Source organism: Collimonas sp. GW821-FHT07E08 (assembly GCF_059418905.1).
Genome location: NZ_JBWKQR010000009.1, coordinates 139052 through 152811, shown reverse-complemented (window position 1 = coordinate 152811; position 13760 = coordinate 139052). Strand labels below are relative to the sequence as shown.

General features: G+C 56.1%; 18 protein-coding genes and 1 tRNA gene. 10 read left to right on the top strand and 9 right to left on the bottom strand.

What is annotated here, in order from left to right; translation table 11 throughout:
• Positions 1–4: 4 nt before the first annotated feature.
• Together AC07RZ_RS13580 and AC07RZ_RS13575 are read left to right on the top strand one after the other, a co-directional pair.
• Positions 5–1021: a 2-dehydropantoate 2-reductase gene (locus AC07RZ_RS13580; RefSeq protein ID WP_494668288.1), complete on the top strand. Its 1017-nt coding sequence runs from the start codon at positions 5–7 to the stop codon at positions 1019–1021.
• Between the two features lie 122 nt (positions 1022–1143).
• Positions 1144–1401 carry a hypothetical protein gene (locus AC07RZ_RS13575; RefSeq protein ID WP_144739203.1) on the top strand — a complete coding sequence of 86 codons (258 nt, stop codon included), beginning with the start codon at positions 1144–1146 and terminating at the stop codon, positions 1399–1401.
• 414 nt (positions 1402–1815) lie between these two features.
• On the opposite strand, the gene AC07RZ_RS13570 is transcribed toward AC07RZ_RS13575, so the two are convergent.
• Entirely contained in the window at positions 1816–1986 is a 171-nt protein-coding gene (locus AC07RZ_RS13570) for a hypothetical protein (RefSeq protein WP_494668287.1), read from the bottom strand.
• A gap of 260 nt (positions 1987–2246) precedes the next feature.
• Between AC07RZ_RS13570 and AC07RZ_RS13565 the strand changes: the two genes are divergently transcribed.
• Positions 2247–2537, top strand: coding sequence for a PsiF family protein (locus AC07RZ_RS13565; protein ID WP_144739202.1), 291 nt, complete (start codon positions 2247–2249; stop codon positions 2535–2537).
• A 147-nt stretch (positions 2538–2684) separates the two neighbouring features.
• Entirely contained in the window at positions 2685–3155 is a 471-nt protein-coding gene (locus AC07RZ_RS13560; protein ID WP_494668286.1) for a surface-adhesin E family protein, read from the top strand.
• A gap of 70 nt (positions 3156–3225) precedes the next feature.
• Here the strand turns inward: AC07RZ_RS13560 and AC07RZ_RS13555 are convergent, their stop codons facing one another.
• Complete coding sequence (locus AC07RZ_RS13555) at positions 3226–4869, bottom strand: diguanylate cyclase domain-containing protein (RefSeq protein WP_494668285.1); 1644 nt, start codon at positions 4867–4869, stop codon at positions 3226–3228.
• Between the two features lie 130 nt (positions 4870–4999).
• Between AC07RZ_RS13555 and AC07RZ_RS13550 the strand changes: the two genes are divergently transcribed.
• Positions 5000–5074, top strand: a tRNA-Arg gene (locus tag AC07RZ_RS13550).
• A gap of 410 nt (positions 5075–5484) precedes the next feature.
• Here AC07RZ_RS13550 and AC07RZ_RS13545 read toward each other — a convergent pair.
• From AC07RZ_RS13545 to AC07RZ_RS13535, 3 genes are all read right to left on the bottom strand, one after another.
• On the bottom strand, positions 5485–5850 hold the full coding sequence (locus AC07RZ_RS13545) for a cyanovirin (protein WP_092401297.1): 366 nt from the start codon (positions 5848–5850) through the stop codon (positions 5485–5487).
• A gap of 531 nt (positions 5851–6381) precedes the next feature.
• The gene (locus AC07RZ_RS13540) at positions 6382–6756 is read right to left on the bottom strand and encodes a hypothetical protein (protein ID WP_494668284.1); all 375 of its coding nucleotides are present in this window, start codon (positions 6754–6756) and stop codon (positions 6382–6384) included.
• A complete protein-coding gene (locus tag AC07RZ_RS13535; RefSeq protein WP_494668283.1) occupies positions 6757–7155 on the bottom strand; it encodes a hypothetical protein in 399 nt (132 codons plus the stop codon).
• 79 nt (positions 7156–7234) lie between these two features.
• Here AC07RZ_RS13535 and AC07RZ_RS13530 point away from each other — a divergent pair, with 79 nt between their 5' ends.
• From AC07RZ_RS13530 to AC07RZ_RS13520, 3 genes are all read left to right on the top strand, one after another.
• On the top strand, positions 7235–7504 hold the full coding sequence (locus tag AC07RZ_RS13530) for a hypothetical protein (protein WP_494668282.1): 270 nt from the start codon (positions 7235–7237) through the stop codon (positions 7502–7504).
• Positions 7505–7662: 158 nt separating this feature from the next.
• Positions 7663–8079 carry an Imm51 family immunity protein gene (locus AC07RZ_RS13525; protein WP_494668281.1) on the top strand — a complete coding sequence of 139 codons (417 nt, stop codon included), beginning with the start codon at positions 7663–7665 and terminating at the stop codon, positions 8077–8079.
• A gap of 407 nt (positions 8080–8486) precedes the next feature.
• Positions 8487–9449, top strand: a complete 963-nt coding sequence (locus AC07RZ_RS13520; RefSeq protein ID WP_494668280.1) for a DUF535 family protein — start codon at positions 8487–8489, stop codon at positions 9447–9449.
• 325 nt (positions 9450–9774) lie between these two features.
• Here the strand turns inward: AC07RZ_RS13520 and AC07RZ_RS13515 are convergent, their stop codons facing one another.
• Both AC07RZ_RS13515 and AC07RZ_RS13510 read right to left on the bottom strand, forming a co-directional pair.
• Complete coding sequence (locus AC07RZ_RS13515) at positions 9775–10110, bottom strand: hypothetical protein (protein WP_494668279.1); 336 nt, start codon at positions 10108–10110, stop codon at positions 9775–9777.
• 43 nt (positions 10111–10153) lie between these two features.
• Positions 10154–11086, bottom strand: a complete 933-nt coding sequence (locus AC07RZ_RS13510; RefSeq protein WP_494668278.1) for a LysR family transcriptional regulator — start codon at positions 11084–11086, stop codon at positions 10154–10156.
• Positions 11087–11208: 122 nt separating this feature from the next.
• Between AC07RZ_RS13510 and AC07RZ_RS13505 the strand changes: the two genes are divergently transcribed.
• Positions 11209–11805 carry an NADPH-dependent F420 reductase gene (locus tag AC07RZ_RS13505; protein WP_494668277.1) on the top strand — a complete coding sequence of 199 codons (597 nt, stop codon included), beginning with the start codon at positions 11209–11211 and terminating at the stop codon, positions 11803–11805.
• A gap of 48 nt (positions 11806–11853) precedes the next feature.
• Here AC07RZ_RS13505 and AC07RZ_RS13500 read toward each other — a convergent pair whose 3' ends face one another.
• Entirely contained in the window at positions 11854–12291 is a 438-nt protein-coding gene (locus AC07RZ_RS13500; protein WP_494668276.1) for a VOC family protein, read from the bottom strand.
• Positions 12292–12365: 74 nt separating this feature from the next.
• Positions 12366–12776, bottom strand: coding sequence for a winged helix-turn-helix transcriptional regulator (locus AC07RZ_RS13495; RefSeq protein WP_494668275.1), 411 nt, complete (start codon positions 12774–12776; stop codon positions 12366–12368).
• Positions 12777–12869: 93 nt separating this feature from the next.
• Here AC07RZ_RS13495 and AC07RZ_RS13490 point away from each other — a divergent pair, with 93 nt between their 5' ends.
• Positions 12870–13721 carry an SDR family oxidoreductase gene (locus tag AC07RZ_RS13490; protein ID WP_494668274.1) on the top strand — a complete coding sequence of 284 codons (852 nt, stop codon included), beginning with the start codon at positions 12870–12872 and terminating at the stop codon, positions 13719–13721.
• The last annotated feature ends 39 nt before the right edge of the window (positions 13722–13760 follow it).

Below are 13760 nucleotides of genomic sequence, written 5' to 3'. Positions count from 1 at the left end.
CCATATGCCGGTTTCAGCCCTGAAGATCGCCGTATTTGGCGCCGGCGCCGTCGGCATTTATGTCGGCGCCTCGCTGCTGGCCGCGGGCGCCGACGTGGTGTTCATCGGCCGGGCGCGCATGCGCGGGCAGATCGCCAGCCAGGGTTTGCTGCTGAGCGACCTGGAAGGGCGCCGGCAGCGGCTTGAAGGCGATCAGGTTCCCTACCGCGAAAACCCGTCGGCGCTGGCCGCGGCCGACTTGGTCCTGGTCACCGTCAAGAGCGCTGACAGCGCCGCCGCGGCGAGCGCGATTGCCGGCTGGGCCAAGCCGTCGGCGCTGGTCGTCAGCTTGCAAAACGGTGTTGGCAATGTCGATACCTTGCGCAGCCTGCTGGCCGGCCGGCAGGTGCTGGCGGCCATGGTGCCGTTCAATGTGGTGCAGATGGAAGGCAACCGCTTTCATCGCGCCAGCGGCGGCGAACTGATGGTGGAGGCGAACCACGGGCTGGAACCCTGGCTGGCGCTGTTTCGCCAGGCCGGCCTGCCGCTGCAGCAGTGCCAGGATATCGCGGCAGTCCAATGGGGCAAGCTGTTGCTGAATTTGAATAATGCTGTCAATGCGCTCTCCGGCCTGGCGCTCAAAAGCGAGTTGTCGCAACGCGCCTACCGCCGTTGCCTGGCGCTGCTGATCGAAGAAGCATTGGGCGTTTTGCGCGCCGCCGGGATTCGCCCGGCCAGGGTCGCCAGGGCCGGGCCGCGGCTGCTGCCGGCCTTGCTGCGTTTGCCCGACGCGATGTTCACGCGGGTTGCCGCAACCATGCTGAAAATCGATCCCGAGGCGCGCTCTTCGATGTGGCAAGACTTGCACGCAGGGCGCCCGACGGAAGTGGATTACCTGAATGGCGCAATCGTGCGCCTGGCCGAATCGCTGGCGCGCGACGCGCCCGCCAACCGGCGTATCACGGCGCTGGTCCACGCCGCCGAACAGGGCGGTTTGCAGCCATTGTCCGGCGCGGCGCTGTATCGCGCCCTGCGTGCCTGAGCACAGCCACGCGGCTAAAGTTTTCTGTAAATGACGGAACGTAAAGCATCCAGCCTGGCTCGAAACAGAGCTGTTGCAACCGAGATCCTCCTGGTAAATCCACTTCCAAAGAAAGGTCCGATATGAAGAAGCTCTTAGGCGCACTGACGCTATTGCTGGCCATTACTCCGTGGGTTCATGCGCAGAACGAACCCATGCCGCGACCCGAACCGGGAGCTGGACTGGAAGGACATCCGGATGCGCGCAACGACAGGCGGCCCGAGTCGTTTTACGACGGCAGCCATCGCATGGGAACCCACAGCGTAATGCGTTGCAAGGATGGGACGATGCGCAAGGCGCGCGCCGATGCCTGCCGCGGCCATGATGAAAAACCAAAATGAAACCCGCGGGCGACAAATATCGTAGAGATATATAGATAGAAAATATCTGTTATCAGACAAATAAAGCAGACACGATTGCTGCGTCGCCATATAGTTACACCTGTCTCCTCCAACACCTCCTAAGGTTTGGATTCAGCCCGCAACCGCAAGGTGAGCGGGCTTTTTTTTGCCTGTGCGAATCGCGCGCGCAGCGCGGGCGACCATTCGCGGCGAGACATTTGACCCTGCTGCGAGCATTGCCGAAAAAATGATATGAATCAAAGGCTTGGATTTTTTGCGGTGAAGTTATCAACAGGCTTGCGCACATTTTCTGTGGGTAACTCGGGTTGGTGTTGAGCCGGGCTGTCTTATAGGCAAAAAAAAAGCCCCGCGAAAGGCGGGGCTGATTCGAGCGTGCCTGACGGCGCTGCGTTTTCAGAAGCGCAGGAAAGCACCGCTCAATTTCTTGTAAGGCGCGCTCCAGACGGTCAGCACCTTGTCCAGCAGGCTCGGCTGTTGTTTAGCCTCGGTCTTGTACATATCAGGGTGAGCCTGGGCTTGCATCGCGCGTGTCGACAGCGGCAGTGGAGGGGAGATGCTGGCCATGATATTTCCTTTCAGTTGGTCGTCTATGTTGCAGTGCAGTATATGCAACCCTCGATGACTAATCCAATTTCGCTTTCACATACTCGCCATACGGTTTGTGAATATCAGTCGGCCTTCCCCGGATGAATGGCGGCATATGTCGAGACCGCATAAGCATATAGCTAACATATTGGCAGCCGACAATTTTCGTGCTGTAATGCAGCAAGCCGCATCGTCGCAGAATAATGCGGTAACCCTCACTGTGGAAACGGAGAAAAATCATGAAAAAACTGACAGGTCTGGCATTGCTCGCTTGCTGCTTTGTGTTTAACCCGGCTTTTGCCGCAAATGCCCAGCAAAGCAAGATGGCGGCATGCAACAAGGATGCGACCGGTAAAGCTGGCGACGACCGCAAAGCTTTCATGAAAGATTGCCTGAGCAAAAAGCCGGCAGCCGCGGCTCCCATGACGCAGCAAGAGAAAATGAAGTCTTGCAACGTCGACGCTACCGGCAAGAAGGGCGACGATCGCAAGGCGTTCATGAAAGAATGCCTGTCGAAGCCTAAGGCATAAGACATTTCTTCGCGCATTCCCGCAGTAGCAAAAAGCCCTGTCGCAGACGGGGCTTTTTCATTTTGTTACCAAATTGCTTCCTTGTCGCGGGAATTAATGTTTACTATGCAAAGTCGAAACCAAGCTCGCACTTTTTAAGGAACACATATGAAAAAAATAGCGCTCACCCTTGCTCTTGGCCTCGCTTGCGTCGCCGTCCAGGCTGCTCCCGACTGGCAATCGGTCGGTTCCAGCGATACCGCAGAGCTCAAGCTGGACCAGAATTCGATCAAGGAAAACAAGGGCATCCGCGAAGCATGGTCCATGTGGAACTTCAAGGAGGCGCGCAAGAATGACGGCGACGCCAAGGTGCTGCCTACCTTCAAGTCGTACCAGGATTTGACTGTGTACGATTGCAAGGCCAAGACCTTGAGCCTGAAGAGGGAAATCCTGTTTGCCGATGCTGACGGCGCCGGCGCCAGGGTGGATCACAGCGATGCCCTGAAGAATTCGACGTATGCCGCGCCAGCCAAGGATTCGGTAGCCGAAGTCATGATGAATTTCGTTTGCGCATTTCCTCTCGATGGCAAGCCGGCCGCTGCCGCGCCAGCTTCGGCCCCGGCTCAAAAAAGCAAATAAGCCACGCCCCTTCTCCAGGCAGGCACTCACGCAATCGTCGCGCTGAGTCCTGCGATTTTTTTTTTGCGCGCTAGACGTTGTAAGACTCCAGCGTTTCATCGAATACAAAGAATTCGTTCTTGCCGGCCCGCTTGGCCTGGTACATGGCGATATCGGCCTGCGACATCAGTTGCGAAGTAGAGATGCTGGCGCCGCCATACAAGGCGATGCCGATCGAGGCGCTGAGTTCGAATATGGTGCCGGCGATATTGAACGGTATGCCGATCGCCGCCAGCAGTTGCTGGGCGACGCCGATCGCTGCATTGCGGGTGTCGGTCAGGTCTGTCAGCAGGATCACAAACTCGTCGCCGCCCAGGCGCGCCACGGTATCGGTGTTGCGGCGCCCATCCAGCAAGCGCGCCGCAACCTGGCACAGGATGGCGTCCCCAGCCTCATGTCCGTATTCATCGTTGATCGGCTTGAAGTCGTCGAGATCGCAAAACAGCAGGGCAAAATGCGTGCTGTCGCGTTGCGCGCGCGCCATCACCTGCTGCAAGCGGTCTTCCAGCATGGCCCGGTTGCACAAGCCGGTGAGCGCATCGTGGTGCGCCATGAACGCCATGCGCGCCTCGCTCTCCTTCAGCGCCATTTCCTTGTCGCGCAGCCGTTCCACCAGGTAGTTGAAACCAAGAACCAGGCTGCCTACCTCATCCTGCCGCCCGACCGGCAGCGGCGCCAGCTGGCGTTTACCGTCCGCCATTTCACGCATCGCATGCGCGGCGTCGGTCAGCGGCCGCAAGGTGCGCGGCAACAGCAGCATCATGATGGCAATCATGCCGACAACGATCAGCAGCGTGTTTTTGAGATAGAAACCGAGCATGGCGTTGATCGGATGGAATACCTCGGCGGTCGGCATGCGGGCGACGACAAACCAGCCGGTGCTGGGCACCGTCACCATCGCCGACAGCTCCTCGACGCCTTTGGCATTGATGGTGATCCCGGTGCCGCGGTAACCCGCCATGGCGCGGTCATGCAGCAGGTTGACGCCGGTGGGCGGGGTCGGTTTCAGCACCATGGCCGGGTCGCTGGCGCCGACGAACAGCTTGTCGGCCGGCGACACCAGCAGGAAGCCGCCGCTGACGCCGAGCTGGGTTTCCTGCAGGCGATCCAGGAAACCTGGCGTATTGAGCACCACCACGCCCGCCAGCACTGCCACCACCTGGCGCGCCGCGTTGCGCACCGGCGCCGCCATGATCAGGATCGGCTCGCCGTTGGCGCGGCCGCGCTGCGGCCTGCCCATCACCGGGGCATCGGCCTGCAATGCAGCCTGGAACCACGCGATTCCGGAAAAAGCCAGCTTGCCGCGCCCGGCCACCACCGGATATTCCGCCAGCAGGCCGTCGCCGTCCGGCTTCACCACCAGCAGGCCGCTGTTAAACAAGGGATTCACGCGCTGCCGTTCTTCAAGCCAGACGGCCAGTTTCTCCGGCTGCTGCAGCAATGCCGGCGGCAGCGCCGAACTCAGTTCGGCGATCAGCGCCTGGCGCGCCTGGACGCTATGGTCAATGTCGCGTGCGATATACGATGCAATCGATAATTGCTGGGCCGCCACCTCCTCGCGCAACAGTCCCTGGGCGAACGGCAGTGCAAAAAACAGGCGCAAACCGATCCCGGCCACGATAATCAGGATACCGAGGCCAATCAGGCGGAACTTGATGCTATGGAAGATTGGCATGAGGGAATGATACAGAAATCAGTCGGTTCACAGCATTCCCGCGACCAATCTGTGGCGCGGCGGCGATGTGTGGCTATTTCCTCATCTTGGTGCCAATGGTTTTTGCTATACTCCTGCCTGCAATGCAAGTCTCGCCATAGTTCAATGGATAGAACGAGTGCCTCCTAAGCGCTAGATACAGGTCCGATTCCTGTTGGCGGGACCAAGTCCCTTTTCTTCAACTCCCTGTAATCGGCCGTCAGCCACGTATTTAAAGGCTTGTCGACGATTTTCCTCCTCGCGCGATTCCCACGAAAACCCATGATTTCCCGCGTTTTCTGTGGCAATTTGCGAACAAACTGCGAAATGGCATCATTCAGAAAAGCGGGAATGTTTGGCGCTTTCAGCTCTACGTCCAGGAGCAGCGCGATTCAGGTATTCGCCGCGTGTTCGATGGGTTTACGATGATTGGCCTGGATATCGAATACGGCATTGGCGGTAAGCATAGCCAGCCGAGGACTAGCAAAGAACCAGTTATTGCCAATTGGGATGCAGATATGGTGACGCAGCTTTTCTGAATTTATCTCTGTATTTTTTTTGAAAATGGTGGCGCCACCCACCATAGCTCACGGAGCTTTATTTTTGGATCTTCAGCTCGCCATCGATATTCGCAATATCGCCGTCGCCCTGCTTGTAACTGGTAATGTCCAGCGAAGCCCATTGCCAGCTGCCGTCTCTTTTTTGGCAATATGCCGTTAACGCGACGGCGATATTTTCCGTGGTCTGTTGGTAGCTGCCGTTAGGAATGAAGCCGGTGACGGGGAGAGAATCGTTTTCCGATTGCAGCGCGCCATCATAATTTACAAGGCCGCCAGATAGGCTGGAGATGTTAAATCCAGATGCAATCCACGATTGATCGCGACGCCGCGCTTTGCCATAAAGGTTCGAATTGATATGTGAGGCTGTTTTTTGATAACTTCCGGCAGGAATGAATCGAGACATGAAAGACTCCTATTTTGAATGGTTCGCGCCGTACGTGACTTGTAGCGTAATTTACCAGCGGCGCCATTGGCAAAAAATTCATCTGCAGAGAGCCAGAGCTACGTTTGCGACGTTAGCAGAGTTAGGGTGAGCAAAATACTGTCACAAGTGATAGTTGGTAATACGTCCAGAATCACAAGCGGAGTGATTTTTTTTCGTCGATTGGAGCCGCAATTTCAATTGCTCTTCCAGCCAATCACACCCTGTTCGATTTTGAGATTTTTTTGCAGGCGATTTTTTCGAACATCGCCGCTTTCTGATTTGGGAGCGCAAACGCGTCGCAGGCGTGCAGGCCTAGGCGCGGCGAAGCGAGCTACCGCTTCGCAACGGGCAGCGTTGGCCGACCGCAATCAAGCTTGCTCGAGACGTGTAATCAGTTTTTTTTGCAGCCGTCGCGGGAGTTGCGACACGAGTTGCGGCGACAACGAATAAGCATGAACAGCGATCCATGCATGACCGTTTGCGCCGCATGAAACCCGTGCGAGCCGGAGGTCAGGCTCCGCCCCGGTAAGAACTCAGATCTGGCGTACGCCGCTGCGGTACTTGCGGTTGTAAGGACAGTTTTGGTCTCTGCGATTCGGCGACACTTTCTACGCCGTCGACGGTAATCGCTTCGAGGAAGGTCAGGATATTGCAATAATAATCGACGCGCATTTCCGCTTCCAGCAACTGCCTTTCTGATTGATACAAGGCTAAGCGTGTATCGCGCAATTCATTTTCCGCCAGTTTTTCCGGCGTCAGAATATATTTGGCCGCTAATTTGTTAAACCATCCCATGTCGTCACCTCTTTTTTTTGTATGGAGACGATTTGATATTAAATCGTCTATGGCAAAAAAAGCTAGTAAAAAGTTAACAATCGAGATCATTTAACTATGCTGTTGCGCGATTCCCACGCGATTATTTGCGTAAAACAACAATGCATCAATAGTCAGAAAATGCAAGGTGATTAAAAACAAGATGTGCGTCGAACAAGCCGGGAGCATGGCTGCCCAACGCGAGTTGGCGAGCCGTCGGCGGTACGCAACTGGTAGCGGCGGCAGCCAGTGCGTCAGCCGCGAACTAGTGACTACTGACTGGGGGACGGACGCTGTGAGGCAGCGCTTCTGAAAAATGTCTGGAGATAACGCCCACAATAATGTGTTTTTTTGAATTGCCAATTTCGGTGCCGCATTTTGCACGCGTGCGGGGTCACGCGATGCCGCTAGAGAGTTGACCCGCATTACCGTATGGCATTTATAAATTTTGCTAAAACCGATCTGAACCATGGACAAATTTCATTCCGATTACTAAGATGAATTCATGTCATTTTATCTATTGTTTCGGTTTTGGGAGTTCGCTATGGACATGCATATAGAAGAAGAAATGATTAGCGAATACGTCAATAAAATTCAAGCGCTGGCAGTCCTTGCCTTGTACGGACAAGATGTTGACGCACCCATTAAATCTGTCATCAGCGAAGCATGTTATTTCCTCCTTCGTCAGCGATCCGATGCGACGGCGAATCTCTTGGCATTCAAAAGCCGACTAACAAAAATGGGCAATGACGCGCATTACAGCCTGCCGGAATACAAAAAGCCTTTCGAATATGCGGCTTCACTGGTTGCCATTCATTAACTTGGGCGAAGTAAAACAACGGGTATGCGCCCAGGAGTTCAATACCTACAAGTCACTGACAATATGGCGTAACAAAGCATCACGAATCAAGGCCTGATCCGCGGTGTTGAAGCAGAGCAAGGGACGGGCTGGACAGCTACGTCCAGTGGAGGCATTCAATGAAGATCGACCCAATAACCGACCTGGCCCAAGAGCCAGCAAGAGTTTGTCTGCAACAAAAAGAAAAAGAGTCCGCTGACATGACAACGTTTTGGCCATTCATACTTATTGAAGGCAATTGCACAGCGTTGGTCTTGTTCGCCCCTGATTTTGAAGCTAAAGCGCCCATATTCAAGGAACGAGCGAAGGAAGGCTGGGTCGGTAACGGCCGCGACTGGAACTCAGTTGCGCAAGCAATCGTTAAGGAACAATTTCATCAATTAGCGAACGAATTCACGTTCGATTCCGACGCCGGTCATTTTGCAACGTACGGAACAAAAGTGAATTTGACGGTGCTGGGCTATGCGTTAAAAATCGCTTTCGACGATGACCACATCCTTAGAGATATTCTGTTTCGTGCCAAGTTGCAGCACTAGCCGCCGAGATGACGCAACAAAGAATCTCGAATCAATGTTTCATCGGCGGGAGAAAAACCTAGTAAAGGTTGGACAGGATAGTCCCTCTTTTTTTCCTCGCAGGTTCTTGCGCTGTTTCCGTGCCGCGCAAGGCGCGCCGTCTGGCGCCTGCTGGGTGGCAACGCGCTTCGCCTGCGCCGCAGCTTGGCCCGCGCCTCGTAAGGATTGGCGGTTTTTTTTATTGGCCGCTTGAAATTCCCACTTGGAAATTATGGGCTGGCGACATCTGCAAATGCCTTGTGTCTCAAAGCAACGCGGACGCGCACGGCGGGGATGCGCCAATACTTCGGCAACGAACCTTCATTTTTTTTTAATGTCTCATCGCTCAAGTCGGTGCCATGCTAAATGGATTGCTGAAGGGAAATGTCATGAACCCTGTTCCAAAACATCCGGTCAGATTTTTCTTGGCCAATACGTTCAGGATAATGCGAAATATTGTGTCGAGAGGATCGATGCTGAAACTCAAGACTTGGCGTAGGGGAATGTTGTTTATCCTGAATTTCAGGTTCCACTTAAAATTCATCGGCATTCTCAGCCATCCGCAAACGAGGCAATTGATTATCAACAAGCCGGAGCTGACTTATAAATATTTGAGGGACTACATCTCGTTCGACATCCCTGCGCGAAATGGCTTGCTGATATTGATCTCCCATTATTCATATCTGCAAAGTAACTTCAAGACTGATTTCTTAGATAGAATTTATCTGCGCCCCATCCTGCTTTGGAGCCGGCACATCGATGGGATTTCCTTTGAGATCGTGATGGATTTTCCGCATGCTGTCGACCATGAAGGAGATCTGTGCCTGGTCTTTAAAAAAGATACGGCATGCATTTACCGCCTGATTTTTGTCATAGCCGAGGGTAGTGCATTTGATTTTTCCGACGACCATGTAATCTTCATCTCCAGTGTGCAAGGAATGCACGACTTTGCGGAAATTCAGCAGGCGACAAGAATTTGCCACGATATTCAGCCGGCTCAAATGTTGATGGCCGCAATCGGCGGATTGGGCCTGGCCCTTGGTTTCAATACGATAGTAGGCATAGCCAGCAAAAATCAAATTTGTCAGTGCGAAAAACTCTTCTTTTCGTACGATAAGTTTTTTGAGAAATACGGCGATCTTGTTCCGCAAAAAAATTATTACCGAATCTCACTTCCATACGCGGAAAGAGCACTGGACCTGATTCATGTCCGCCATCGCAAAAGGACCCAAAAAAAACGCATGTTTAAAAGAGAAATCAGAGATCAGGTGGTTTCAGCCATGAAACAACATATGGTCAGGGACCTCGCTCAATGCGAAGCGCCAAGCACATCGCCTGCGCTTTCTCAATGACCTGTGCCACCTTTCACTGTATTCATCAGGCCATCAATGAGACGCCGGCAATGAATGTTTCTTGTCGTCTTTCTGGGCCCATCTTCATGCCATCTTAATGTTATGGAATTAAGTCCGCTTTATACTTGCACCGTCACTTACCATGACGGTATCCCCAACCCCGATGTACCTTCATGCCCGCAACCGACAGGTTGTCGGGCTTTTTTTTGACCAGTGGTACTGGAACCCGATATTGCATCGGCCTGGCAAGAGCGCGTTTCTCGTTCCCTGGCGTATGGAAGCGCTTGCTCAAAGGGGATGCGAGAGGGCGTAATTATTGGCAGTTTCACGCAGGCGGCAGCTTCGATAAGAACGCATCGACATGACGCTCTTCCGTTGCCCAAGAACTGACCAGGCGAATCGCCGAGCCGACCGCTATCACTGCTTCGTGGAGACGCAGGCAACTGGCGATCGCCACAATGTTCGCCATCGTTCCACTCGCCACAAAGTGGATATCGGCCCTGACTTTCCTCAAGTGAGCCTGGATGCCGGCCTTGGCTTTCTCGGAGTAAGTGTCGGAACCGTATGGGGCGTGCTGGGTGAGATTGGATTCTAGGAGAGCCTGCAGGATATCGAGGTGCCACCCTTCGCTGTAATCGTCAAGAAAGCTGAAAGTGGTCATTGGATTTTGCTCGCTGGGCAATCGTCGGAAGTGCTTGCAATTTTCACCCACGGCCATAGACGGACAGCACTTGCGCCAGCTTCTGGACGCGGAATGCTTCCGTGACGAAATCGACAAAAGCGCGCGTCTTGGCCGGCAGCAGTTTCTGGCTGGTGAAATACAGAGAAACCGGTCCGATGTCGCTATGCCAGTCCGGAAGCAGCCGCTCCAGTGCGCCACTCTCCAGATGCGGCCGGGCATGTGGCACGGCAACCATGCCGACACCGAGGCCCAGCAGCGTAGCGGGAAAGATCGCATCCGGACCGCTGACCGTCATCACTGGCTTCTGCACCACCGCCATTTCAGCGCCGGCGCCGTTGCGCATGACATAGGTACGTAGCCGGCCGCTTAGCGGCGAACGCATCACGATGCCGGTCAGTTCTGCCAATCCGGCCGGATCCTTGGGACGGCGTTTGCCGCGCATGAATTCTGGCGATGCCACGGCAATCAAATGCATCCTTGCCAGCTCGCGCGCCACCATGCCTGGCGGCAGGTCGAAACCGCCGCCGATAGCCGCGTCGAAACCGCCGGCGATCAGGTCCAGCGGACGGTTATCGAAGTACCAGTCCGGCGTCACTGCCGGGTAGCGTTCGAGAAAGGCCGGCATCAGCGGCAACAGGTAGTCCATGCCAAAGCCCGGCGCGGCGCTCAGCTTGAGCACGCCGGCCGGTTGCCCGGCATTGACCGTGATATCGGCAATCGCACCCTGGATGCTGTCGAGGCCGCCTTGCACTGTTTGCAGGAAACGCTCTCCCGCTTCGCTCAGGGTCAGGCCGCGCGTGCTGCGCTGGAACAGGCGGACGCCGAGGTTGCGTTCCAGCTGCGCGACGTTGCGGCTGACCGCTGCCGGCGTCAGCGCCAGCCGGCGTGCTGCCGACGAAAAGCTGCCGGTCTCGGCGCTGCGTACGAAGGATTCCAGGTTGGCGAGGGTTTCCATGATTGAGATTTCAAGTAATGCTTGAAACTGATTATAGCCGTTATCTACTAACGCTATAAGCCGGAAGCACCTAAGATTCAACTCAGCAAGACAACTTTTCCACCTCATTCAAAGGAAACACCATGAACATCGCAATCATCGGCGCTGGCGCCATCGGCTCGGCCATTGCCCGCAAACTCGCTCAAAACGGCATCGAAGCATCCATCGCCAACAGCCGCGGCCCGCAGTCGCTGCAAGCCCTGACTGACGAACTTGGTCCGAATATCAAGGCTGTCAGCGTGAAAGAAGCAGCCCAGGCAGACCTGGTATTCGTAGCAGTCAATTGGAGCCGCATCCCGGCGGCGCTGAAGGACCTCGGCCCGTGGAACGGCCGCATCCTGGTCGACGCCAACAATGCCGTTGAAGTGCCGTCGTTCCAGGCCGTCAACCTGGGTGGCCGTGCATCAAGCGAAGTAGTCGCAGACCTGGCGCCAGGCGCTCGCGTGGTCAAGGCTTTCGGCCACCTGGTCGCGCCCGTGCTGGATGCCGATCCGCAAGCCAACGGCGGCCGCCGCGCGTTATTCCTGTCGGGACCGGATGCCGATGCGAAGAAGACAGTAAGCGACCTGATCGCGCGGCTGGGTTTTGCCCCGATCGACCTGGGCGGCGTCAACGAAGGAAGGGCAGTGCAGTTCCCGGGCGGTCCGCTGGCAGTGTTGAATTTGGTGAAATTCGACTAATGTGCAATCGGGAGGACGGCCGCCGAGGGGCGATGCGCCAAGGGACGTTTATGAATGCGGAACCGGGGCGAACGGATCATAGCTGCCGAAGTTCCAGACGTTCCCTTCGGTGTCGCGCGCATCGTAGCCGCGGCCGGGATAGCCGTCGTTGTCTTTCGGCGCCGTGAGTATTTCCGCACCGGCGGCGCGCGCCCTTGCGCAATGTGCGTCAGGGTCTTCGACCACGGCGTATATGCACGCCGTTATGCCGCCTGCTTCGGCGACCGTCTTCCAGCGGTATTTGTCCTTGACCTCGCCGGGCCTGTCGGAGCCCAGCATGATCATCTGGCCATGCAGCAGCAGTTCGGCGTGGTGCACAATTGAAGGATCGCCCTCGTCGGCATACACGGCTTTGCGTTCAAAGCCGAACGCCGTACAGAGAAATTCGATGGCGGCCTGCGCATCGTTATAGCGCAGGCAGGGAATCAGGGCGTGATGTACCGGCATGGCGTTCCTCTCGGATTTGAATTTCGTCGCAAGGGTCGGGGTGGGATGCACAGCGTTTTTGGTCTGATTTTACCTTACGCATCGGCACCGAGACGCCGAGCCTCCATAATCTGCGGCAAGCTCTCTTCAATCCAGTCGGCCAGCGCTTCCACTTTTTCCCCGACTTCCAGCCCGAGCGGCGTGAGGCTGTATTCCACGTGCGGCGGAACAACCGGGTAGGATTTGCGCAGCACGAATCCGTCGGCTTCCAGCCATTGCAGCGTCTGCGCGAGCATCCTTTCGCTGACGCCGTTCACCTTCCTGCGCAAATCGCTGAAACGGTAGGTCCCGCCCAGCAAGGCGACCAGGACCAGCACTCCCCAGCGGCTGGTGACGTGCGTCAGCACCTCGCGCGATGGACATTTGCCGGTAAACAAGTCGCCTCTCCTCATCTGGGCGGAGAGGGGCATGGTTGCCGCTATCGGGCTGTTGGCGTCATTGTTCATGGGAAGGGTACTTACCTCTATGTTGGTACTTACTAAATGTAAGTTTGGATGATATTGTGCCAGTTCTTCTCTCGCTTATAAAGGAATTTGACCATGATCGTGATAACTGGAGCCTCCGGCCAACTGGGCCGTCTTGTGATCAAGGAACTGCTTAAAAAGCTGCCGGCAAACGAAATCGTTGCCGCTGTGCGCACTCCTGAAAAAGTCGCCGACCTGGCCGCCTTGGGCGTGCAGGTGCGGCTGGCCGATTATGCCCAGCCAGCGACACTCGACGCTGCCTTCAAGGGCGCCGCCCAGCTGCTGCTGATTTCATCCAGCGAAGTGGGGCAGCGCCTGCCGCAGCATCGCAATGCGATTGACGCGGCGAAACGCGCCGGTGTCGGCTTGGTAGCGTACACCAGCATCTTGCGGGCCGATACTTCGCCATTGGGCCTGGCTGCCGAACACCAGGAAACTGAAGCGCTGCTGAGGGCATCCGGCCTGCCGCATGTAGTGCTGCGCAACGGCTGGTACACGGAAAACTACCTGGCCAGCGTGCCCACCGCCTTGCAGCATGGCGTCTACATCGGCAGCGCCGGCGAAGGCAAGATCGCATCGGCGGCGCGTGCCGACTACGCCGCTGCAGCTGCGGCTGTGCTGACCAGCCCCGGCCAGGCCGGCAAGGTGTACGAACTGGCTGGCGACGAAGCCTACACACTGGCCGAACTTGCGGCTGAAATCGCTCGCCAGTCGGGCAAGGCGGTGGTCTACCAAAACCTGCCGGAAGCCGAGTTCAAGGAAGCGCTGCTTGGCGCGGGCTTGCCTGAGCATGTAGCCGGTTTACTGTCGGATTCTGATGTCGGGGTATCAAAAGGCGGGCTGTTTGATGACGGCCATCAGCTGAGCCGGCTGATCGGTCGACCGACGACCACTCTTGCGACGCTGGTCAAGGCTGCGCTTGCCTGATTCGTTCTTGTGAAGCCGCCGGCCAGCAGCCGACGGCAG

What these genes read in the sequence shown, in the direction of transcription:
- AC07RZ_RS13580 (WP_494668288.1), top strand. Translation starts at nt 5, where the DNA reads ATGCCGGTTTCAGCCCTGAAGATCGCCGTATTTGGCGCCGGCGCCGTC.
- AC07RZ_RS13575 (WP_144739203.1), top strand. Translation starts at nt 1,144, where the DNA reads ATGAAGAAGCTCTTAGGCGCACTGACGCTATTGCTGGCCATTACTCCG.
- AC07RZ_RS13570 (WP_494668287.1), bottom strand. Translation starts at nt 1,986, where the DNA reads ATGGCCAGCATCTCCCCTCCACTGCCGCTGTCGACACGCGCGATGCAA.
- AC07RZ_RS13565 (WP_144739202.1), top strand. Translation starts at nt 2,247, where the DNA reads ATGAAAAAACTGACAGGTCTGGCATTGCTCGCTTGCTGCTTTGTGTTT.
- AC07RZ_RS13560 (WP_494668286.1), top strand. Translation starts at nt 2,685, where the DNA reads ATGAAAAAAATAGCGCTCACCCTTGCTCTTGGCCTCGCTTGCGTCGCC.
- AC07RZ_RS13555 (WP_494668285.1), bottom strand. Translation starts at nt 4,869, where the DNA reads ATGCCAATCTTCCATAGCATCAAGTTCCGCCTGATTGGCCTCGGTATC.
- AC07RZ_RS13545 (WP_092401297.1), bottom strand. Translation starts at nt 5,850, where the DNA reads ATGTCTCGATTCATTCCTGCCGGAAGTTATCAAAAAACAGCCTCACAT.
- AC07RZ_RS13540 (WP_494668284.1), bottom strand. Translation starts at nt 6,756, where the DNA reads ATGATCTCGATTGTTAACTTTTTACTAGCTTTTTTTGCCATAGACGAT.
- AC07RZ_RS13535 (WP_494668283.1), bottom strand. Translation starts at nt 7,155, where the DNA reads ATGGTTCAGATCGGTTTTAGCAAAATTTATAAATGCCATACGGTAATG.
- AC07RZ_RS13530 (WP_494668282.1), top strand. Translation starts at nt 7,235, where the DNA reads ATGCATATAGAAGAAGAAATGATTAGCGAATACGTCAATAAAATTCAA.
- AC07RZ_RS13525 (WP_494668281.1), top strand. Translation starts at nt 7,663, where the DNA reads ATGAAGATCGACCCAATAACCGACCTGGCCCAAGAGCCAGCAAGAGTT.
- AC07RZ_RS13520 (WP_494668280.1), top strand. Translation starts at nt 8,487, where the DNA reads ATGAACCCTGTTCCAAAACATCCGGTCAGATTTTTCTTGGCCAATACG.
- AC07RZ_RS13515 (WP_494668279.1), bottom strand. Translation starts at nt 10,110, where the DNA reads ATGACCACTTTCAGCTTTCTTGACGATTACAGCGAAGGGTGGCACCTC.
- AC07RZ_RS13510 (WP_494668278.1), bottom strand. Translation starts at nt 11,086, where the DNA reads ATGGAAACCCTCGCCAACCTGGAATCCTTCGTACGCAGCGCCGAGACC.
- AC07RZ_RS13505 (WP_494668277.1), top strand. Translation starts at nt 11,209, where the DNA reads ATGAACATCGCAATCATCGGCGCTGGCGCCATCGGCTCGGCCATTGCC.
- AC07RZ_RS13500 (WP_494668276.1), bottom strand. Translation starts at nt 12,291, where the DNA reads ATGCCGGTACATCACGCCCTGATTCCCTGCCTGCGCTATAACGATGCG.
- AC07RZ_RS13495 (WP_494668275.1), bottom strand. Translation starts at nt 12,776, where the DNA reads ATGAACAATGACGCCAACAGCCCGATAGCGGCAACCATGCCCCTCTCC.
- AC07RZ_RS13490 (WP_494668274.1), top strand. Translation starts at nt 12,870, where the DNA reads ATGATCGTGATAACTGGAGCCTCCGGCCAACTGGGCCGTCTTGTGATC.